17 protein-coding genes are annotated in these 19914 nt (G+C 63.6%); 12 read left to right on the forward strand and 5 right to left on the reverse strand.

Annotated elements, in window-relative coordinates:
• Positions 1 to 182: 182 nt before the first annotated feature.
• Together NKJ00_RS12355 and NKJ00_RS12360 are read right to left on the reverse strand one after the other, a co-directional pair.
• Positions 183 to 1784: a 5-guanidino-2-oxopentanoate decarboxylase gene (locus NKJ00_RS12355; protein ID WP_352629856.1), complete on the reverse strand. Its 1602-nt coding sequence runs from the start codon at positions 1782 to 1784 to the stop codon at positions 183 to 185.
• Positions 1781 to 2629: a dimethylarginine dimethylaminohydrolase family protein gene (locus NKJ00_RS12360; protein WP_352611581.1), complete on the reverse strand. Its 849-nt coding sequence runs from the start codon at positions 2627 to 2629 to the stop codon at positions 1781 to 1783. The genes NKJ00_RS12355 and NKJ00_RS12360 overlap by 4 nt, the downstream gene beginning before the upstream one ends.
• Positions 2630 to 2873: 244 nt before the next feature.
• Here NKJ00_RS12360 and NKJ00_RS12365 point away from each other — a divergent pair, with 244 nt between their 5' ends.
• The 8 genes from NKJ00_RS12365 to NKJ00_RS12400 all read left to right on the forward strand — a co-directional run bounded on the left by NKJ00_RS12365 (position 2874) and on the right by NKJ00_RS12400 (position 9613).
• Positions 2874 to 3689 carry an ABC transporter ATP-binding protein gene (locus NKJ00_RS12365; protein WP_352611636.1) on the forward strand — a complete coding sequence of 272 codons (816 nt, stop codon included), beginning with the start codon at positions 2874 to 2876 and terminating at the stop codon, positions 3687 to 3689.
• A 53-nt stretch (positions 3690 to 3742) separates the two neighbouring features.
• Positions 3743 to 4543 (forward strand): transporter substrate-binding domain-containing protein, encoded by an 801-nt coding sequence (locus tag NKJ00_RS12370; RefSeq protein WP_023811511.1) that lies wholly within the window; start codon positions 3743 to 3745, stop codon positions 4541 to 4543.
• 156 nt (positions 4544 to 4699) lie between these two features.
• Entirely contained in the window at positions 4700 to 5413 is a 714-nt protein-coding gene (locus NKJ00_RS12375; RefSeq protein WP_197031624.1) for an ABC transporter permease, read from the forward strand.
• Complete coding sequence (locus tag NKJ00_RS12380; protein WP_023811509.1) at positions 5413 to 6222, forward strand: ABC transporter permease; 810 nt, start codon at positions 5413 to 5415, stop codon at positions 6220 to 6222. Before NKJ00_RS12375 ends, NKJ00_RS12380 begins: the two co-directional genes overlap by 1 nt.
• Before the next feature lie 147 nt (positions 6223 to 6369).
• The gene (locus tag NKJ00_RS12385) at positions 6370 to 7371 is read left to right on the forward strand and encodes an Ldh family oxidoreductase (RefSeq protein WP_164892839.1); all 1002 of its coding nucleotides are present in this window, start codon (positions 6370 to 6372) and stop codon (positions 7369 to 7371) included.
• A gap of 240 nt (positions 7372 to 7611) precedes the next feature.
• Entirely contained in the window at positions 7612 to 7893 is a 282-nt protein-coding gene (locus tag NKJ00_RS12390; protein WP_023811506.1) for a hypothetical protein, read from the forward strand.
• 196 nt (positions 7894 to 8089) lie between these two features.
• Positions 8090 to 8542, forward strand: coding sequence for a DoxX family protein (locus NKJ00_RS12395; protein ID WP_352611582.1), 453 nt, complete (start codon positions 8090 to 8092; stop codon positions 8540 to 8542).
• A 93-nt stretch (positions 8543 to 8635) separates the two neighbouring features.
• Complete coding sequence (locus NKJ00_RS12400; protein WP_352611583.1) at positions 8636 to 9613, forward strand: complex I NDUFA9 subunit family protein; 978 nt, start codon at positions 8636 to 8638, stop codon at positions 9611 to 9613.
• Between the two features lie 33 nt (positions 9614 to 9646).
• Here NKJ00_RS12400 and NKJ00_RS12405 read toward each other — a convergent pair whose 3' ends face one another.
• Entirely contained in the window at positions 9647 to 11014 is a 1368-nt protein-coding gene (locus NKJ00_RS12405; protein WP_352611584.1) for a cytochrome P450, read from the reverse strand.
• Between the two features lie 177 nt (positions 11015 to 11191).
• Between NKJ00_RS12405 and NKJ00_RS12410 the strand changes: the two genes are divergently transcribed.
• From NKJ00_RS12410 to NKJ00_RS12425, 4 genes are all read left to right on the forward strand, one after another.
• A complete protein-coding gene (locus tag NKJ00_RS12410) occupies positions 11192 to 11761 on the forward strand; it encodes an NADPH-dependent FMN reductase (protein ID WP_023811502.1) in 570 nt (189 codons plus the stop codon).
• A 91-nt stretch (positions 11762 to 11852) separates the two neighbouring features.
• Entirely contained in the window at positions 11853 to 14471 is a 2619-nt protein-coding gene (locus NKJ00_RS12415; protein ID WP_352611585.1) for a caspase family protein, read from the forward strand.
• Positions 14472 to 14632: 161 nt separating this feature from the next.
• Positions 14633 to 17104, forward strand: coding sequence for a DNA topoisomerase (ATP-hydrolyzing) subunit B (gene gyrB / locus NKJ00_RS12420; RefSeq protein ID WP_023811500.1), 2472 nt, complete (start codon positions 14633 to 14635; stop codon positions 17102 to 17104).
• A 232-nt stretch (positions 17105 to 17336) separates the two neighbouring features.
• Positions 17337 to 18254, forward strand: coding sequence for a hypothetical protein (locus tag NKJ00_RS12425; RefSeq protein ID WP_352629858.1), 918 nt, complete (start codon positions 17337 to 17339; stop codon positions 18252 to 18254).
• 99 nt (positions 18255 to 18353) lie between these two features.
• Here NKJ00_RS12425 and NKJ00_RS12430 read toward each other — a convergent pair whose 3' ends face one another.
• Together NKJ00_RS12430 and NKJ00_RS12435 are read right to left on the reverse strand one after the other, a co-directional pair.
• Positions 18354 to 19274, reverse strand: a complete 921-nt coding sequence (locus tag NKJ00_RS12430) for a hypothetical protein (RefSeq protein ID WP_352629860.1) — start codon at positions 19272 to 19274, stop codon at positions 18354 to 18356.
• A complete protein-coding gene (locus NKJ00_RS12435; protein ID WP_352629862.1) occupies positions 19190 to 19828 on the reverse strand; it encodes a hypothetical protein in 639 nt (212 codons plus the stop codon). The genes NKJ00_RS12430 and NKJ00_RS12435 overlap by 85 nt, the downstream gene beginning before the upstream one ends.
• Between the last annotated feature and the right edge of the window lie 86 nt (positions 19829 to 19914).

The following is a 19914-nucleotide window of genomic DNA, read 5'->3' on the forward strand; positions in this document are numbered from 1 at the left end:
GACGCTCCTGTCATTTTTTTATCGTTAGGTCGTTTCTGTGCCGCCGACGCGAAGCGTCGCGCCTTTTGCGCCATCACTCAATTGACATCTCGACATGGCAGTTGTCGCGTCTTTGCATGCGTCCGCCCACCGGCCGGCCGTGGTTCAGGGCCGTTGAGACGGGAAATACGTAGCACCGTCCTTCAGTCAACCGTGATTTCGATGACGCGCGGCAGTCCGGTGGCCCGGGCGCGTTTCAGCGCGTCCGCCAGAGCGTCGATATCGGCAAGCCGTTCGGCGCCGATGCCATAGGCCTCGGCCAGCTTGCAGAAATCCGGCGGCGCCGGCGATACGCCGACGGGCTCGACACCGACATCGAGCATGGAGGTTTCGATCTCGCGGTAGCCCCTGTTATTCCAGACGATGAAGATGACCGGCGCCCGCGCATCGAGCGCGGCGCCCAACTCCGGCAACGTGAACTGGAAGCCGCCGTCGCCGGTCACGCAGACAACCGGCGCATCGGGTATCGCAAGGGCCGCGCCAATCGCTGCCGGCGGGCCATAGCCGAGCGCGCCGAAGCCGGTGGCGGCGTTGAACCAGCCGCCGGGGCGATCATGGTCGTAATAGAGGTTGGCGGCATAGATCGGCTGTGTCGAATCGCCGACGATGAGTGCCCCCGGCAAAGCGTCGCGGATCATCTCGACGGCACGCACTTGCGCCTGCAGGGTCGGATTGAGCTCGGCAAAGGCCGCTTTTCGTGTAGCAGCGGCGCGCAACGAACCGCCCTCGCTTGCCCGGACATGGCCCGTTTCCAGAAGCAGCGCTTCGAGCGCCTCGCTGCAATCGGCCTGGATCGAAACGGTTGCCGGGCGGCGGGCAAGCTGGTCGGCGCCGATATCGATGCGGATCAGATTGGCGGGCAGGACGAAGCCGCCATCGCTGTAGCCGTCATAGTCGGTCGGGCCGAATTCGGTGCCGGCGGCAATGACCAGGTCGGCATCGGCCATCAGCGCCCGCACTGTCTTCAGGCTGGGACTGGCCGGCACGCAAAGCGGATGACCATGCAGCAGGCCGCGCGCATTGGTGGTCTGGACGACCGGCGCTCCCAGCCGCTCGGCCAGACGCCGCAATGGCGCCCCGGCGCGTTTGGCGCCGCCGCCGACCAGGATCAGCGGGCGGCGCGCGGCAGCGATGAGTTTGGCCGCGCTGGCAATTGCGGCACCTTCCGGCGCGGGTGGCGTCACATTGCTCAGCATGGCAGCGATGCCATCCGCCGGCTTGACCATGACGTCGGTCGGGATCTCGATATGCACCGGGCCGGGCCGGGCCAATGAAAACAGGGCGAAGGCCTGCGCCAGAGCAGCGGGCAATTCGCTGGCCTCGGTGACGCGCTTCGAAAACAGCGCCACCTTCTCCATCATGCCGCGCTGATCCGGCAGTTCATGCAGATGGCCGAGGCCCTTGCCCAGCGTCGGCATGGCGTTGACGCCGGATATGACCAGCATCGGCACCGAATCAGCGCGTGCCTGCCCCATGGCGGTGATGGTGTTGGTCAGCCCCGGTCCGGTGATGACGAAGGCGACGCCCGGCCTGCCGCTGGCGCGCGCATAGCCATCGGCCATGAAGCCGGCGCCCTGTTCGTGACGCGGCGTGACGTGGCGGATCTTCGAGCGCGCCAGCCCGCGGTAGAGCTCGACCGTGTGGACGCCCGGAATCCCGAACACCGTGTCGACGCCATGCGCTTCGAGCAGCGAAATCAACGCCTCCCCGACCGTCGTCCCAGTGGTGGCCCCAGTGGCGATCATTGGCGCAGCACCGGGCGCGTCAGGCAGGTCGGACCGCCCTCGCAGGCGATGCAGAGCGCATCCGCATCGAAGGTGGCGACCGTGCAGCCGGCCGCTTCCATGGCGGCCGCCGTCCTGGGAAAGCCGGCAACGGCAATGATCTGGCGCGGCGCGGTCGGCAGCACATTGAGACTGAGCCCGCTGGAGGCGAAGAACTCGTCGGCATCGCCCTCGACCAGCTTGATGCCGCGCGCCCGCAGCATCTGGTAGAAGGCGGCCGGCACCAAGGGCGCATAGACCAGCGCCAGATCGTCGGCGAGCGGGCTGATCACCGACATCAGATGCAGGCAGGCTTCCTCGCCGTGCCAGAGCGGCAGATCGAAACCGAAGACCGAAATGCCCTTAGGCGAGAGCAGGTTCGAAAGCTGCTGGATGCCGTCCTGGTTGGTGCGTACGCCACGACCGACGGCCAGCGTGGTTGCGTCGACCCAGACACAGTCGCCGCCTTCCACCTGGCCCGGATCGTCGATCCGGCCGAGAATGGGGATCCCCATGCGCTTGTAAGCTGCCTCGTGCAGACCGGGCTCGGCACGGCGCAGCGCCTTGCCCATCGAAAGGATAATCGCGCCATGATCGGTCATCAGCGACGGATCATGGGTGAAGACGGAATCGGCCAGCCCGTCATCGGCGTCCGTCAACCATTCGATCTCGGCGCCGGAGGCCGCGACCATGCTGGTCAACTGCTCATGCTGGGCCGCGGCCTTCTGTGGATCGAACCCCGGACCATAGTGCCATTCCTGTGCCCTGGCATGACGCATGGCGCTCGTGGCGGACCGCATCAACACGCGTTTCAGGGGTCCGGCCATGGACTGCGACCCGTATGATTTGCCCACTAAATTCTCCCTGAACGTCGGTTGGCGCCACTAACCACTACAGCAAGCTGTGATCAATAGTCCAAAAACCATGGTTGACGGAGGCAAGCGGAACGGTCCATCCTGAGCATGGGAACTCTGTCCAGTGACGGGTAATGGGTAAAAGATACCAGCAGCGACGAGCTCGAACGCTCCGCGGAGCGTGGAAGGAATGACGGCCATAAGCGCCGCATCCGGGATGACAGCGCAAAGCGCCGCACCCGCATTGAAACATACGGCGCAGGACGGCGCCGCCGAAGCCATCCATGTCGAGAACCTGCACAAGAGATTCGGTGAGCTGCATGTGCTGAAGGGCGTCTCGCTGTCGGCGCGCGACGGCGAGGTCATCGCCATAATCGGCGGCTCGGGCTCGGGCAAATCGACCCTGCTGCGCTGCATCAACTGCCTGGAAAACCCGACGAGCGGCATCATTCGCGTCAATGGCGAGGAGATCAAGCTCAAGGCCGACAGCCATGGGCACACGGTTCCGGCCGACCGCAAGCAGATCGAGCGCATCCGCTCCAAGCTTGGCATGGTGTTCCAGAACTTCAACCTTTGGAGCCACATGACGCTGATCGAAAACGTCATCGAGGTTCCCGTACATGTGCTTGGCATCAAGCGCGATGTTGCGATCGACGAGGCCGAAAAGCTGCTCGCCCGCGTCGGTCTGGCCGAAAAGCGCGACGTCTATCCGGCCTATCTGTCAGGCGGCCAGCAGCAGCGCGCGGCGATCGCCCGGGCGCTGGCCATCAATCCGCGCGTCATGCTGTTTGACGAACCGACCTCGGCGCTCGATCCCGAGCTGGTCGGTGAGGTGCTGAAGGTGATCGGCGACCTTGCGCGCGAAGGCCGCACCATGGTGCTGGTCACCCACGAGATGAAGTTCGCCCGCGAGGTCGCGACGCATGTCGTCTATCTCTACAATGGATTGGTCGAGGAAGAAGGCCCGCCGGAGCAGATCTTCGGCGCGCCCAACTCCGAAAGGCTGAAGCAGTTCATCCGCAACATCGGCTAGGAAAGCCGGGACGGAAGAAAACCGGGAACCAACAACAAACTGGGAGTCGTGACATGAAGACTGTTCTGAAAACATTCGCCGCAGCGCTGCTGCTGGGCGTCGCCGCCATGGGCGTGGCCAAGGCCGATCCGGTCAAGATCGGCGTCGCCGCCGAGCCTTATCCGCCCTTCACCTCGCCCGATGCTTCGGGCAAGTGGGTTGGCTGGGAGATCGACTTCATCGACGCCGTCTGCGCCGAGGAGAAGCTCGATTGCGTCATCACCCCGGTTGCCTGGGACGGCATCATCCCGGCACTGACGACCAAGAAGATCGACCTCATCGTCTCCTCGATGTCGATCACCGCCGAACGCGCGAAGACGATCGATTTCTCGGACAAGTACTATAACACGCCGACCGCGATCATCGGCCCCAAGGACCAGAAATTCGGCTCCGCCCCGGACGACCTCAAGGGCAAGATCGTCGGCGTGCAGGTTTCGACGGTGCACGCTGTCTACGCCAAGAAGCACTTTGGCAGCACAGCCTCGGAGATCAAGGAATACCAGACCCAGGACGAGGCCAACAACGATCTGGCCGCCGGCCGCCTCGATGCGGTTCAGGCCGATTCCATCGCGCTTGGCGAGTTCCTGAAATCCGACCAGGGCAAGGCCTGCTGCGACTTGAAGGGGATGGTCGCTCCTGACGACGAAGTGCTCGGACCGGGCGTCGGGGCCGGTGTGCGCAAGGAAGACACCGAACTGAAGGGCAAAATCAACGCCGGCATCAAGGCGATCCGCGCCAACGGCAAATATGACGAGATCTCGAAGAAATACTTCGATTTCGACATTTATGGCGGCGGCGGCGCGCAGTCGAACTGACGATCCTCGTATGAGCGGTGGGGCATGGCGTCAGCGCCAGGCCCCACCTGCCCGATCTTTCCCAGGCATGTTTGCCGCCGACTTAGCCGTCGGCGGTTATCCAGCACTTCGGGGGCGACGCTGATCGACGCACTTCTTTCGGCCTCCGCGGCCGGCATCACCGAGCTTCTCTCGCCCTACCCGCCAGGCTGGGGCGGGACGCTTCTGGTCGGGCTGCTGCATTCGATCGAGATCGCGCTGGGCGCCACGTGCCTCGGCCTTCTGATCGGCACCGGCGGCGCCTATGGCAAGCTTTATGGCGGGCCGGTGGTGCGCGATCTCCTGGCGGTCTACACCACCATCGTGCGCGCGGTGCCCGAACTGGTGCTGATCCTGCTGCTCTATTACGCCGGAACCGACCTGATCAATCAGGCGCTGACGGCCATGGGCTATCAGCGCGTCGACGTGAGTGGCCTTGCCGCCGGCATCGCCGTGCTCGGCTTCGTCCAGGGCGCCTATTCGACAGAGGTGATACGCGGCGCGATTCTGGCCATTCCGCAGGGCCAGATCGAGGCCGCGCGCGCCTATGGAATGTCTCCGGGCCTGATGTTGCGGCGCATCACCTTGCCGTCAATGCTGCCCTTCGCCATACCGGGCCTCGCCAATCTCTGGCTGATCGCCACCAAGGACACCGCGCTATTGGCGGTCGTCGGTTTTTACGAACTGGCGCTGGCGACGCGGCAGGCGGCGGGTGTCACCAAAGCCTATTTCACCTTCTTTTTCGCGGCGGGCGTGCTTTATCTGCTTTTGTCGCTGTTCTCCAACCTCGTCATCGGCCGTGTCGAGACCTGGTCGCGGCGCGGCATGCCTTCGCTCAAGGAGGCGCGCTGATGGCCAACGAGGCTGCCATCATCAACGTCGTCGCGCGAACGTCGCTGTGGCTGCAGCCGCACCGCATCGTGCTGATCCTGATCGCACTCGGCCTGGTTCTGTCGGCCGCCTTTTTCATGCGCTGGGACTGGCTGCCGCAATATTATGAAATGGGCTTGATCGGCATCTGGCGGTCGCTGTGGATCCTGGCCGTCACCTGCGTCCTGGGCTTCCTGCTGGCCGTGCCGCTAGGGCTGGCGCAAGCCGCCGGCTCATTCTGGTTCGCCGCGCCCGCCAAGGTGTTCTGCACGGTGATCCGGGGCACGCCGCTGCTGATCCAGCTATGGCTGCTTTATTACGGCCTGGGCTCGCTGTTCCCGCAATATCCTTGGATCCGCGAATCCTGGATGTGGCCATATCTGCGGCAAGCCTGGCCCTATGGCGTGCTGGCGTTGACCCTGTCGTTCGCCGGCTATGAGGGCGAGGTGATGCGCGGCGCCTTTGCGGGCGTGCCGAAGGGGCAACTCGAAGCCGCCCGCGCGTTCGGCATGAGCCGCTGGAAGGCGTTCCGGCGCATCTGGCTGCCGCAAGCCATCTATCGGGCGTTGCCGACGCTGACCGGGGAGACCGTGCTGCAGTTGAAATCGACGCCGCTGGTGGCGACGATCAGCGTCATCGACATCTTCGCCGTTTCGTCCAAGGTGCGGCAGGACACCTATCTCACCTATGAACCCCTGCTGCTGCTGGCGCTGATCTACATGATGATCACCGGTATTCTGGTCTTTGCGTTCAGCAGGATAGAAGCGCGGATCCCCAACAAGATTGGTTAGAGGGGAGTAGGGGAGTAGGGGAGTAGGGGAGTAGGGGAGTATCCGGCTACTATCCACATTCACATTTCCATCCCCATTCGCTATTCACTGCTCACTGTCCCCTACTCCCGTACTCCCCTATTCCCTTACTCCCCTAGGACGGCCATGATGCAACTCAGTCTCGACCAGGCAAAAGGACTGTGCCGGATGGCGGCACTTGGCGCCGGCGCCAATGAGGAAGCGGCACAATCGCTCGCTGCTTCGATCATATCAGCCGAGGCCGAAGGGCTTTCCTCGGTCGGTCTGTCGCATTTCATCGACTATCTTGAGGCGCTGGAAGCCGGACGCATCGACGGCAATGCCGATCCGGTGATCACCCGGCCGGCGCTTGCGGTCTATCTCTCCGATGCACGCGGCGGGCTGGCGCATACCGGCTTCGACCGCACCATCGACGACCTCGCCAAGGCGGCAAAGCTGTTCGGTGTCGCCATCTTCTCGCAGAAGAACGCCTATACATGCGGCGCGCTCGGCTATTTCACCGGAAGGCTGGCAGCACTTGGACTGGTGTCGTTCGCCGCCACCAACGGCCCGGCCGTGCTTGCCGGCTCGGGCTCGGTCAAGCCGGTCTATTGCACCAACCCGATGTCGTTTGCCGCACCCGCCGCCGACGGCGCGCCGCTGGTCATCGACCAGTCGTCAAGCGCCACCGCCTTCGTCAACATCCGCAAAGCGGCCGAAGAGGGCAAGACAATCCCGGAAGGCTGGGCGCTGGACGCCAGCGGCAACCCGACCACCGATCCGGCCGCCGCCATGAAGGGCGCCATGCTTGCCTTCGGCGGCCAGCGCGGTGCCAACATCGCGTTGATGGTCGAAGTGCTGGCAGCCGGCCTGTCAGGCGCCAACTGGTCGCTCGACGCGCCATGGTTCAGCGGCGGGCCGGACAGTCCCGGCACCGGCCTGTTCGTGCTTGCCGTCGAGCCCAAGCTGCTCGATCCGGATTTCGAGCAGCGAATGAAGGACCAACTCGACCGGCTGCGGCGGCGCTTCGGCGTGCACGTGCCGGGCCGCGCCCGTGCAGAGGCGGCAGAGAAGGCGCAAGCGCGGGGCATCACCGCATCCAAGGCGGTGGTGCAGCGCATTTCCGAATTCGCCGCACGCTACTCTTCCTGAATAATAATTAAATATCAATTGGTTATCTGAAATCAGCCCGCCCCAGGCGCGGTGCGGTGCGATTTTCTTTGCGCGCCGCTGAACCTTTCCGCGCCTTGCTGCGACACAGCTTTGTCCAGGGCAAGGCGAGCTTGCCCGATCCACACCGGGGGAAGCAGCAAACCGAAATCGAAAGCCTGCATCACGCGATGGCCGGTCCTTCGCGCCTCGGAAACTCAACCCAAATCAAAGGAAATTGTCATGACCAACACCAAGATCACCATGCTGACCGCCGTCCTTCTGCTCGGCTCGTTCATGGGTGCCACACAGGCAGCCACCTTGAAGGCCGCGCCGGCCAAGCCGTCCAGCCCGGGTGTCATCACTGCCCCGAGCGGCGGGGCCACCGAAGATCACTACTGCAAGAACGGCCATGCAAAATTCGCCAATTGCAGCGCCGATTTCGTCGCCGCCTGCAAGAAGGTTGGTGGCACCATGTCGGATGTTCAGGGCTGGGGTGGGCGTACTTGCTTCACGCCCTCCTGATACCGTCTCAGGTCAGGCCGCTCCGTCGGCCCCTGACTTCACATGGACGTCGCCCGGAAAACCCCGCTTCTGCGGGGTTTTCTGCGTTTTGATCGAACAATGGTAAAACATTCTTATTCTGGTCAACTTTTGTTTATTTGACTTCGGCCGACCCGATCGGCCGTTTGCGCTGATTGAGCAAAACAGAGGAGTTATAATGTCGGCAAGCACGGACAATCCCCGCAACGCCCTTGTCATCCCGGTCCTTGGCAGGTTTTACGCGGCTCTGCACGATGGTGCCGAAACCGTTCTTCGCCTCGTCGCCGGTGGGTTTCTCGCCATCCACGGTTCGCAGAAGATCACCAATCCCTTCGGCGCTGCCGAGATGGTCGAGGGTCTCGGCTTCTATCCGGGTGCGTTGTGGTCCTTGCTTTTGGCCTGCACTGAATTCTTCGGCGGCATCTTCATCGCCATCGGGTTTTTGACGCGGCCGGCCGCCTTTGCCGGCCTGTTCGTGCTGCTGGTCACGGTCTGGTTCCACTGGGTTACGATGGACCAGGGTTATTCGGGCGCGGAGAAGTCGCTGCTGTGGGCGGCGATCCTGCTCTTCTTCGTCATTCGCGGCGGCAACCGCCATTCGGTCGACGCCCGTATCGGCAAAGCGTTCTGACAGGCTGATAGCGACGACGCGTCGCCCTTTGCCTTTGGCACGAAACGGATTATGAAACGGCTTCAGCCAAGCTTGCGAGCGCCGGAGCCAGCCATGACCGAAATCCTGCAGACCCCAAAGCTCGTCGTCGTCTTTGGCGGGTCAGGCTTTGTCGGGCGCCATGTCGTGCGTGCGCTGGCCAAGCGCGGCTATCGCATCCGGGTCGCCTGCCGGCGGCCCGATCTTGCCGGCCATTTGCAGCCGCTTGGCAATGTCGGCCAGATCCAGCCGGTCCAGGCCAATGTGCGCGTGCGTTGGTCGGTAGACCGCGCCGTGCAAGGCGCCGACCATGTCGTCAATCTGGTCGCCATCCTGCATGAGAGCGGCCGGCAGAAATTCTCCGCCGTGCACGAATTCGGCGCCCGCGCAGTGGCCGAGGCCGCGCGCTCGGTCGGCGCCGGCCTGACCCACATTTCTGCGCTTGGCGCCGATCTGGACTCCGAATCGGACTACGCGCGCACCAAGGCGCTTGGCGAAAAGGCTGTGCTGGAGACGATCAAGGACGCCGTGATCTTCCGGCCGTCGATCAATTTCGGACCCGAAGACGGCTTCTTCAACCGCTTCGCCAACATGGCGCGCTATTCGCCGGTGCTGCCGCTGATCGGCGGCGGCCAGACCAAGTTTCAGCCGGTCTATGTCGGCGACGTGGCCGAAGCGGTGGCGCGCTCGGTCGACGGCAAGGTGGATGGCGGCCAAATCTATGAACTCGGCGGACCGAAGGTGCTCACCTTCAAGCAGTGTATGGAAGAGCTGCTCGACGTGATCGAGCGCAAGCGGCTGCTGGTGCCGGTGCCGTGGTGGGTGGCCAACATCCAGGCCTCGATCCTCGGCCTGTTGCCCAATCCGCTGCTGACCAAGGACCAGGTGATGCAGTTGCGCGAGCACAATGTCGTTTCGGACGCCGCCACCAAGACCAACAGGACGCTTGCGGGGCTCGGCATCCAGCCGCAATCGATCGCGACGATCCTGCCCAGCTATCTCTGGCGCTACCGCGCCGCCGGCCAGTTCCAGCAACGCAAGCCTGCGGCTTGATTTATCACAACCGTCTGAAGCTGTGTCTCATGCCTATCGCGGCGTGACCCGCATTGGCAGACCGCCTTGTGGCTGCGTGGTGAGTTTCTGCACCGGCCAAGGCTTGGTTTCGGCGGTGGTGTCGAAGCGGAAGCGCGACAGCATGATCGCCAGCGCGATGATCGCCTCCTGCATGGCGAAGCTGGCGCCGATGCAGACGCGAGGACCGGCGCCAAACGGCAGATACTGGAAGCGGTCGATCTTTTCGCGATTTCCCGGGTGGAAGCGCTCCGGCAGGAAGGCATCCGGCCGGTCCCAAAGCTTCCTGTGGCGATGCACGACCCATGGCATCACCAGCACGGCGGCATGCTTGGGGATATGAAGATCCTTCCACATTTCCGGTTCGATCGGCTCGCGGTTGATCGACGGCGCCGGCGGATAGAGCCGGAGCGCCTCGTCGAAGGCGGCGCGGGTGAACGGCATGGCATCGAGCCATTTCGTCGGATCGGGCTCGCGCGCCAGCACCTGGTCAATCTCCTGCTCGACCCGGTTGCGCTCCCACGGTGATTCCGCCAGGCAATACAGCGTCCAGCCCAAAGCCCGCGCGGTCGTCTCATGGCCGGCGCCGATGAAGGTGATGATGTTGTCCTCGACCTCGGCCCGCGTCAGTCCGTCGGGGCCCTCGGCCTTGAGCAACAGCGTCAGGAAATCCTGCGGCACGGCACCTGGATCGCGCTTGAATTTCCCTTCGCGCATCTTGACCGTGTCGGTGACGATCTTGCGGAAATAGGCCATGGTCTTGCGGCCACGGATGCGGGTCAGCCTCGGCAGCCAGTCGGGCGCGCGCAACAGATCGAGCGGGTCGACGCGTCCCATGGTCTCGAACAGGCGGTCGATCTCGTTGGCGAAACTGCCGGGCTCGCCAGCGATCTCGCCGGAAAACAGCGTCTCGGCCAGGATGTCGTAAGTGAGCAGCGTCATGTCATGAGCGATGTCGGACGTGCCGCCGTCTTCATAGCGGGTGACGAAGTCCAGCGTGCGTCTCAGCATCGGCTGGGCGAAGCCGAAGATGTGGCGCGGCGTGAACACCGGCGCCATCGCCTTGCGCGACCGCTTCCAGACCTCGCCCTCGGCGGTCAGCAGGCCGTCGCGCAGGATCGGCCGCAGGATCTTCTGGCGCACCGTCGCCATCTTGTAGTTCCTGGCGTTGTCGACCAGCACATGGCGGATCAGGCCGGGATCGTTGGCGACGATCAGATGTCCGCCAACGCCATTGGCCGAAATCCAAGGCTCGTTGTAGGTGTGTTCACCCCACAATTCGAGCGGGTTGCGGTAGACGATGCGGATCATCTCCAGCGTCGAGGGCGGCGTCGTGCGCGGCTTCGGCGCCGGGGGAATGAAGGGGGCGGGCTGGATGTCCATGCTGTGCTCCGCTGATGACCCAATGTAGTGGGCCGCAAAGCAGGCGTCCATGTGACCGTACGGCAAGGCCCTGCTCTCCGGAACGTGACCGGTTACCGTGAGGTGCCTTCTTGTTGCCCCGAGCGGCATGCCCTAGGTGGCAGTCACCAATGGATACCGCTACCGCAGGAGCCCAGCTTGAAGCACCAGTTGAACATCATCATCGGCAGCACGCGGCCAGGCCGCGCAGGACCGGTTTTTGCCAAGTGGCTGGAGACGTTCGCGCGCGAGCATGGAAAATTCGAGCCGGTACTGACCGACATCGACACGTTCAAGCTTCCGGTGCTGGACGAACCGCACCATCCAAGACTCGGCAATTACCAGAACGACCATACCAAGGCCTGGTCGAAAGCGATCGATGCCGCCGATGCCTTCGTCTTCGTGGCGCCGGAATACAATTATTTCGTGGCGCCGGCGATCGTCAACGCGATCGATTATCTCTCGCGTGAATGGAAGTACAAGCCTGCCGCCATTTTCAGCTATGGCGGCGTCTCCGGCGGCCTGCGCGCGGCGCAAGCGCTGAAGCCGCTGCTGACCTCGGTGGGTGTCATGCCGATCTCGGAAGGCGTCGCCCTGCCGATGTATCAGAAACTGCTCGACGAGAACGGCGCTTTCAACGCCGGCGAACAGGTGCAGGGCGGAGCCAAAACCATGCTCGACGAGCTGTTGCGCTGGAGCGAGGCTTTGAAGCCTATGCGGGCTGCCTGAAAACGCTGGTCTTCCGCAAAAAGCCCGGCTTGCTCATGGCATAAAGAGGTGGAATGTTTGCGCAAATGGACAAGCCGGGGGGCGGTTCGACTTGCGTTTGCTTTTTGCCTTGCTGCTGATGCTCATGACCACCGCCACCGCGGCGGCTGAGCGGCGCGTGGCCTTGATCATCGCCGACGACGACTACCGCCTGATCCGGCCGCTTGCCAATCCGGTCCATGACGGCGAGGCGATGGCAGCGGCGCTGAAGAAGCTCGGCTTCGAGGTCGTCCTCGAAACCAATCGCGACCTCAGGCGCATGCGCCGCGCGCTCGACGATTTTCGCCAGGATGCCAAAGGCGCCGACGTGGCGCTGGTCTATTTCTCCGGCCACGGTGTCGAAATCTCGGGCGACAACCGGCTGCTGCCGGTCGATGCCGACGCCTCCTCGCTTGATGCGCTGGAGAAGACCAGCCTGCCGCTAGAGGAGGTGCGCGACAGCGTGGCCGCCACTGCCAAGGTCGGCCTGATCATGCTCGACGCCTGCCGGAGCGATCCGTTTTCGGGCACGGTGGGTGACGGGCGCGGCGCGACGTCGCTGGTCAAGGATGTCGTGGAAAATGTCCGGCCGGGGCTTGGTCGGACTGGCCGCGCCGAAAACATCCTGTTCGCTTTCTCGGCAGCACCCGGCGAGACGGCGGCCGACGGAACCGGCCAGAACTCGCCATTCACCACGGCGCTGACCAAATATCTCGGCACCAGCGGGCTCGAAATCCGCTCGGTGCTGACGCTGGTGCAGCAGGAGGTCTACGATTTGTCGCGGGGCAAACAGCTGCCTTACGTCGAGAGCGGCCTGCCGAAGCTGTTCTTTGCCGCGGCCGCCAAGGAACAATTGCCGGAGCGCGAGCGCCTGCTGCTTGCCATGGCCGACGTAACGCCGGAAATGCGCGGTGAGGTCGAGCAGGTTGCCAGCGATGCCGGCATGCCGCTGGCGCCTCTCTACGGCGTGCTGATCAGTTCCGACGCCAGCCACCTTTCGGCGGACAGCCTGAATGCCCGGTTGCGCGAGGCGGCGGACGCCTTCGTCAAGGTGCGCGGCGAAATGAGGACGCTGGCCTCCGATGATCCGCAGGTGACGGAGCTGCGCCGGCAGTCCGAGGAGCAGCTTTCGCTCGGCGCCTTCGATGGGGCTCGCGCCATCCTCGCAAAGGCCGCCGACATCGACAATGTTTCGCGCAACGCCTTGAAGGCCAATTTCGTCGGCCGCACGCTGTCCGAGGCGGCGACGCGTTTCCTGTCCGGCGGTGCGGCGCGCGCCGACCTCGACTACGCCACGGCCATCAACGATTATGAATCGGTCCTGGCTCTTTACCGCGAGGCCGGGCAGACCGATCTGACCCTGGACCAGGCCGACCGCCAGATCCGCACGCTGGACGAACTCGGCAAGCTCTACACCCTTGTCGGCAACACCGATGCGGCAGGCCGCGCCTTTGCAGCGCTGGTATCCAATCTCGAGCTGCGTTCGGCCCGGGAAACCGACCCGAGCGTCAAGCGCGATTTTGCCGTCAGCCACATCAAGCTCGGCAACGTCAAGCTGGCGCAAGGGGACCTGCCGGAAGCGCTGGAAAACTATCGGACCGCCAGAACCATGCTCAGGGATTTGACCGCTGCCGAACCCGATCGGCTGCCATGGTTCGGGGACTTCGCCATGGTCGACGACAAGATCGGCAACGTGCTGGTGACGCAAGGCGATCTGGCCAGCGCCGCACAAGTCTACCAGGAAAGCCTGTCGATCAAGAAGCAACTTGCCGATAATGAACCGGAGCGCGCCGAGCTGCAGCGCGACCTGACCATCACCTATGACGAGATCGGCGGCCTTGCCCGGGTCATGGGGCGACTGGACAACGCCCAGATGGCCTACGAGGAGAGCCTGAAGGTCCGATTGGCGCTGGCCGAGAAGAAGCCGCGGGACGCCGAGCGGCAACGCGATGTCTCCGTCAGCCATGATACGATCGGCGACCTCAAGCGCGAGCGCGGCGACGCGGCGGGCGCACTCGCGTCCTATAAAGCGGGCCATGCGATCGTCGAACAATTGGTGGGCCGCGACCCCGACAACAGTGAGCTGAAGCGCGACCTGTCGGTCGGCAACGCAAAGATCGGCAATGCGCTGAGCGATCAAGAGGACTGGCCGGCAGCCCTCGCCGCCTACAGGCAAGCCCTCTCGATAGCCCGCATGCTGGCGGCCAGTGACCCTGCCAACGCCGACTGGCAACGCGACCTCTCGGTCAGCTTGGAAAAAGTAGCGGGCATTCTGGCGATTCAGGGCGACCGCGCCGGAGCGCTCAACGCCTATACAGACAGTTTCGCTATCGCCGACCGACTGGCCAAGCTCGATCCAGCCAATGCCGACTGGCAACGCGACCTGTCGATCACGCTGTCAGAGATCGGCATGCTCAAGGCCAAGCAGCGCGACGTCAAAGGCGCGCGGCAGGCTTTCCAGGACAGCCTGGACATCCGCCAGCGGCTTGCCGAGGCAGATCCGGACAACGCTACCTGGCAGCGCGACCTGGTGGTTGCCATGATCGACTACGCTCAGGTCGCCAAGAACCCCAAGACGGTGCTTTCGCAAGCGCTCGACATGACGCTGGAGCTCGACCGTAGCGGGCGGCTGGCGCCACGATACAAGTTCATGATCAAGTTTCTCAAGGACCGGCTGGCCAAGGTGAAATAGGGCTTGGCGAGAGCCTGTCGTGGACAGCCGGCTGATTCCCCGTGAAATGCCTGCAAACCTTGGAAAAACCGCCTTTTGCGCCTATATCTAGTCGATATCAGAGGCGCGATTCGGCGCGGATTTTTTGCGCTGTGCAAGCGGCATCCAGACAACAGGTTTTCATGAGCGATCAGATCGACAACAACAACGGCGCTGAAGCCGAATACGGCGCCGATTCCATCAAGGTTTTGAAGGGGTTGGATGCTGTCCGCAAACGCCCCGGAATGTATATCGGCGATACCGACGACGGTTCGGGCCTGCATCACATGGTCTATGAGGTGGTCGACAACGCCATCGACGAGGCGCTGGCCGGTCACGCCGACCTCGTCACCGTGACGCTCAACCCCGACGGTTCGGTCACTGTGATCGACAATGGCCGCGGAATTCCGACCGATATCCACACCGGAGAAGGCATTTCGGCGGCCGAAGTGATCATGACGCAGCTGCATGCCGGCGGCAAGTTCGACCAGAATTCCTACAAGGTCTCGGGCGGCCTGCATGGCGTCGGCGTGTCGGTGGTCAACGCGCTGTCGGCGTGGCTGAAGCTGAAAATCCGCCGCAACGGCCAGATCTTCGAGATGAGTTTCACGCATGGCAATGCCGACGCACCGCTGAAGGCGACCGGCAGCTATGAGCAGGACAAGCAGCCGGGCACCTATGAGGGCCGCAGCGGCAGCCAGATCACCTTCTTCCCGTCGGCCGAGACCTTCACCATGGTCGAGTTCGACTTCGGCACGCTGGAACACCGGCTGCGCGAGCTTGCCTTCCTCAATTCCGGCGTGCGCATCATTTTGACCGATGCCCGTCACGCCGATGTCGTGCGCCATGAACTGCACTATGACGGAGGCCTCGAAGAATTCGTCAAATATCTCGATCGGGTCAAGAAACCGCTGATCGACAAGCCGATCGCCATCAAGGCGGAGCGCGACGGGATCACCGTCGAAGTGGCGATGTGGTGGAACGACAGCTACCACGAGAACGTGCTGGCCTTCACCAACAACATCCCGCAGCGCGATGGCGGCACGCATCTGGCCGGCTTTCGCGGCGCGCTGACGCGCCAGATCACCGGCTATGGCGAATCGTCGGGCCTGACCAAGAAGGAAAAGGTCTCGCTGATCGGCGACGATTGCCGCGAAGGCCTGACGGCGGTGCTTTCAGTCAAGGTTCCAGATCCGAAATTCTCCTCGCAGACCAAGGACAAGCTGGTCTCGTCGGAGGTCCGTCCTGTCGTCGAAGGCCTGGTCAACGAAGCGCTCGGCACCTGGCTTGAAGAACATCCGAGCGAAGGCAAGGTGGTCGTCGACAAGGTGATCCAGGCCGCGGCGGCGCGTGAAGCGGCGCGCAAGGCGCGCGATATCACCCGCAAGAGCTCGCTCGGCGTCACTTCCCTGCCCGGCAAACTGGCCGACTGCCAGGAACGCGACCCGGCGAAGTCCGAAATTTTCATCGTCGAGGGCGACTCCGCCGGCGGCTCGGCCAAGGGTGGGCGTTCGCGCCAGAACCAGGCGATCCTGCCGTTGCGCGGCAAGATCCTCAATGTCGAGCGGGCGCGCTTCGACCGCATGCTCGGCTCCGACATGATCGGCACGTTGATCACGGCGCTCGGAACCTCGATCGGCAAGGACGAGTTCAACGCCGACAAGCTGCGCTACCACAAGATCATCCTGATGACCGACGCCGACGTCGACGGCGCCCATATCAGAACCTTGCTGCTGACCTTCTTCTTCCGGCAGATGCCGGAGCTGATCGAGCGCGGCCATCTCTATATCGCCCAGCCGCCGCTCTACAAGGTGACGCGCGGCAAGAGCTCGCAATACATCAAGGACGAGAGCGCGTTCGAAGAGTTCCTGATCGGCTCGGGACTGGAGGAAGCATCGCTTACGCTCGGCTCGGGCGAGGTTCGCATCGGACAGGACCTGCGCGGAGCGATCGACGATGCGCTGGCGGTGCGCCAGCTGATCAACGGCCTGCACACGCGCTACAACAGAGGCGTCGTCGAGCAGGCGGCGATCGCCGGCGGGCTCAACCCGGACGTGTTCACCGATCTCGGCCGCGCCAACGACATGGCGGAGCGGATTGCAAAACGCCTCGACATCATCGCCGAGGACACCGAGCGCGGCTGGACCGGCCGCATGTCGACCTCGAATGAAGGCGTCGGCGGCTATGTGTTCGAGCGCACGGTGCGCAGCGTCAAGGAATACGCGCATCTCGACCTGGCGCTGATCAATTCGGCCGACGCACGCCAGCTCGACCGCTACGCACAGCGCCTCAGCGAGGTCTACGGGTCGCCGCCGGTGCTGCGCCGCAAGGATGTCTCCGAAACCATCTCGGGGCCGCTGGCGATGCTCAACGCGGTCTTTGCGACCGGCCGCAAGGGCCTGACGATGCAACGCTACAAGGGTCTCGGCGAGATGAACGCCGAACAGCTGTGGGAAACCACGCTCGATCCGAACGTGCGCTCGCTGCTGCAAGTCAAGGTCAATGACGCGACCGATGCGGATTCGCTGTTTTCGCGGCTGATGGGCGATGAGGTCGAACCCAGGCGCGAGTTCATCCAGGACAACGCGCTGTCGGTCGCCAATCTGGACATCTGATCTGGACATTAAATCTCAATTGGCGCGCTGCGGCGCGCCAATGTTCCGCTGGCGGCAAGAAAATCATTTTACAACGCGCCGGAACGGAAGTTCCCTTGGAACATTGTGACAACATCGATTCACAATATTCTAACAGGAGGCCTCCATGGGACGTGGCATTTTGCTCTGGTTGCTCGGCATTCCGATTCCGATCATCATTCTGATCATGCTGTTCGTACGATAGGGGGCTTCCATGCAGTCCACCCTGTCGGCGGTCGATGTTTCCGCCTCAACCGAGTCCTCCTCCACCGCCGTCAGCTGGGGACCGATCATCGCCGGAGCCTTCGCGGCCTCGACATTGACCCTCATCCTCATGCTGCTCGGTTCGGGGCTGGGATTGACCATGGTGTCGCCATGGTCGGGATCGGGCGCATCTGTCACCACTTTCGCGGCGTCCACCGCGATCTGGCTTGTCATCGTGCAATGGCTGTCCTCCGGCGTCGGCGGCTATCTTGCCGGACGCCTGCGCACCAAATGGGTCGGCATCCACACCGATGAAGTCTATTTCCGGGACACCGCACACGGCTTTCTTGCCTGGGCGCTGGCCACGTTGCTCGTCGTCGGCGTGCTTGGCTCCGCGCTTTCCGCTGCGATAGGCTCAGGCGTGCAGGCGGTGTCCACCATCGCGTCTGGCGCGGCCATGGGCGCATCGGCGGGAGCTTCGGCCAATGCCGACAGCACATCGGCAGACAATGCGACCTCCTACCTGGTGGATTCGCTGTTCCGTCCGGCTGATCCGGGCAGGCTGGCTGCCGCCAATCCGGACAGCGATGCGGCTGCGGTCGGTCAGGCTTCGCGCATCCTGATCGCCGGTGCAGCGGCAGGCGAGGTTTCCGCAGACGACAAAACGTATCTGTCGCAGCTGGTCGCCGTCCGCACAGGGCTTTCTGAAGCAGACGCCAGGACCCGGGTGGATGCCGTCCTCGCCAAGGCTCAGGACGCCAAGCTCAAGGCGCAGCAGGCCGCCGACACCGCCAGGAAGGCCAGTGCGACGTTTGCCCTGCTTGGTGCGCTCTCGCTGGCCATCGGCGCCTTTATCGCCAGTGCCGCCGCGGCCCTCGGAGGCAGGCAGCGCGACGATGAGGAGGCGGTTTTTATCGCCAACCGCTGAACTGCACTTGCAACAAAGCCACTCCGGCCCGCCCGGAGTGGCTTTGCTTTGAAATTATCGCACAGCGCTGCCTCGGCCCCCGTTCGCTGAAATCCGTTCCTATTTTCGGGGAGGAATCGTCGGTGCTTCGGCTTGGCTCGGCTCCAGTTTGCGACCGAGGTCGACCGCGTCGCGCAGCACGGCAAGATGCAAGCGCGGCCGATCGCCGACCTCGACACCGGTCGCCGTCAACGACCAGTACAGCGTGTGGGTGAAGACACGGCCGAGGCAACCGCGCAGCTCGACCTGGATGTTCTCCACGCCCGGGCCGAAATTCTCCGCCATCGGCCCGGAGATCGGATCCCCCGTCAGCCAACCGTTGCCGCGGTCGAAGATATTGGTCCAGCGCGTCGCAGCAAACACCGCGCCATGATGCACCGCGCGCTGCGGCTTGCCCGAAGAACGGTTGCGCCCTTCCTGATAAAGCACAGTGCCACCGGCCGCCGCTCCCTCGGCGACCGGCGGACATGCCGAGAACAGACGCTCGGCGATGCCGCGTCTGAATTCGGCGAGATTGTGCGTCACCAGAAATTCGCTGTGGGTCAGCGGGCTGCCAAGCGTGACGAAATCGCTGATCTTCCAAGGCCCATGGTTGTCGTCCTTGGTGCGCAGTTGGCGATAGAGTTCCCACTGATGGCGCCTGAAGCCGGCAAGATCGTCCAGGCTGCCGGGCCATGCCGAGCCGGCGACGAGCGTCGCCTTGTCGATGGCGTGGATCGCCTTCAGTTTCGCCTTGTCGCGGATGGCCTCCAGTTTTCGGGGCCTGAAATCGGCCCACAAGATCTGCAGCAGGTCATAGGCGATCATCGACCCGAGGCTGTGCGAGACCAGCACGATGCGATCGTAGGTATCGTCCATCATCAGACGCTTCAGCAGCTTCAGACCACGGCTGCGGATCAGAGCCCGCTTCTCGACGGTTGCAGCTTCAGCGCGCACATAGGCCGCGACATCGCCGAAATAGGGAAGGCCAAAACGGTCCACTGACCAGATGACGAACGAGGCCAGGATGGTGACGAGCGCGCCGACGGTCCACGAAATTTGCTGCTGCCAAACCGACGTCGCAAGCGCGAGAGCCGCGACCAGAACGATGATGACGGCCAGAAGCGTGACCAGATAGAGCTTTCGGCGTCGGGCGGTATGTCGTCGGGCTTGCGCCACAGCAGGTTTGTCACCCAGGCGGCAAGCCGGCCCCGCGTCGTGCCCTGCGTGATGTCGGCCCAGTAAAGCTCGTAGAAATCGGTGCGACGGCCATCGACATCGTAGGGCGTGGTGATGCGGCGAAGTTCGTACGAATTGGTCCGGCTGTCGGGAGTGATCCAGCTCTGGTTGATCTTCGCGCCGGCGGGGTCGGCCGGATCGGCGACATGGGCATAAAACGGCGCGCGGCTGGGGTCGTGGCTCCAGACAGCCTGGACAAAGCCGCGCAGCGTATCCATCGGCCGCTGTTCGCCCATGCCATGCACGATCACCACCGCCTGGCCAGGCTTGCGCAACGCTTTTCCGACGGGCGGCGATGCGATGATGGGGTCGGGCACCAACGTCTCCGTTGACGACAATCCCGTCGGTGGGACAGGAATTCGTCATCGTAGCCCCGAACAGCCGACACGCCAAGAAAAAGCCC

The organism is Mesorhizobium sp. M0227 (assembly GCF_040321855.1).
In the GTDB taxonomy this organism is placed as follows: domain Bacteria; phylum Pseudomonadota; class Alphaproteobacteria; order Rhizobiales; family Rhizobiaceae; genus Mesorhizobium.

Bases quoted from the DNA above. Each gene is read 5' to 3' on its own strand.
- NKJ00_RS12380 (WP_023811509.1), top strand. From the start codon at position 5,413: ATGGCCAACGAGGCTGCCATCATCAACGTCGTCGCGCGAACGTCGCTG.
- NKJ00_RS12360 (WP_352611581.1), bottom strand. From the start codon at position 2,629: ATGGCCGGACCCCTGAAACGCGTGTTGATGCGGTCCGCCACGAGCGCC.
- NKJ00_RS12355 (WP_352629856.1), bottom strand. From the start codon at position 1,784: ATGATCGCCACTGGGGCCACCACTGGGACGACGGTCGGGGAGGCGTTG.
- NKJ00_RS12405 (WP_352611584.1), bottom strand. From the start codon at position 11,014: ATGGACATCCAGCCCGCCCCCTTCATTCCCCCGGCGCCGAAGCCGCGC.
- NKJ00_RS12390 (WP_023811506.1), top strand. From the start codon at position 7,612: ATGACCAACACCAAGATCACCATGCTGACCGCCGTCCTTCTGCTCGGC.
- gyrB (WP_023811500.1), top strand. From the start codon at position 14,633: ATGAGCGATCAGATCGACAACAACAACGGCGCTGAAGCCGAATACGGC.
- NKJ00_RS12365 (WP_352611636.1), top strand. From the start codon at position 2,874: ATGACAGCGCAAAGCGCCGCACCCGCATTGAAACATACGGCGCAGGAC.
- NKJ00_RS12425 (WP_352629858.1), top strand. From the start codon at position 17,337: ATGCAGTCCACCCTGTCGGCGGTCGATGTTTCCGCCTCAACCGAGTCC.
- NKJ00_RS12395 (WP_352611582.1), top strand. From the start codon at position 8,090: ATGTCGGCAAGCACGGACAATCCCCGCAACGCCCTTGTCATCCCGGTC.
- NKJ00_RS12385 (WP_164892839.1), top strand. From the start codon at position 6,370: ATGCAACTCAGTCTCGACCAGGCAAAAGGACTGTGCCGGATGGCGGCA.
- NKJ00_RS12400 (WP_352611583.1), top strand. From the start codon at position 8,636: ATGACCGAAATCCTGCAGACCCCAAAGCTCGTCGTCGTCTTTGGCGGG.
- NKJ00_RS12370 (WP_023811511.1), top strand. From the start codon at position 3,743: ATGAAGACTGTTCTGAAAACATTCGCCGCAGCGCTGCTGCTGGGCGTC.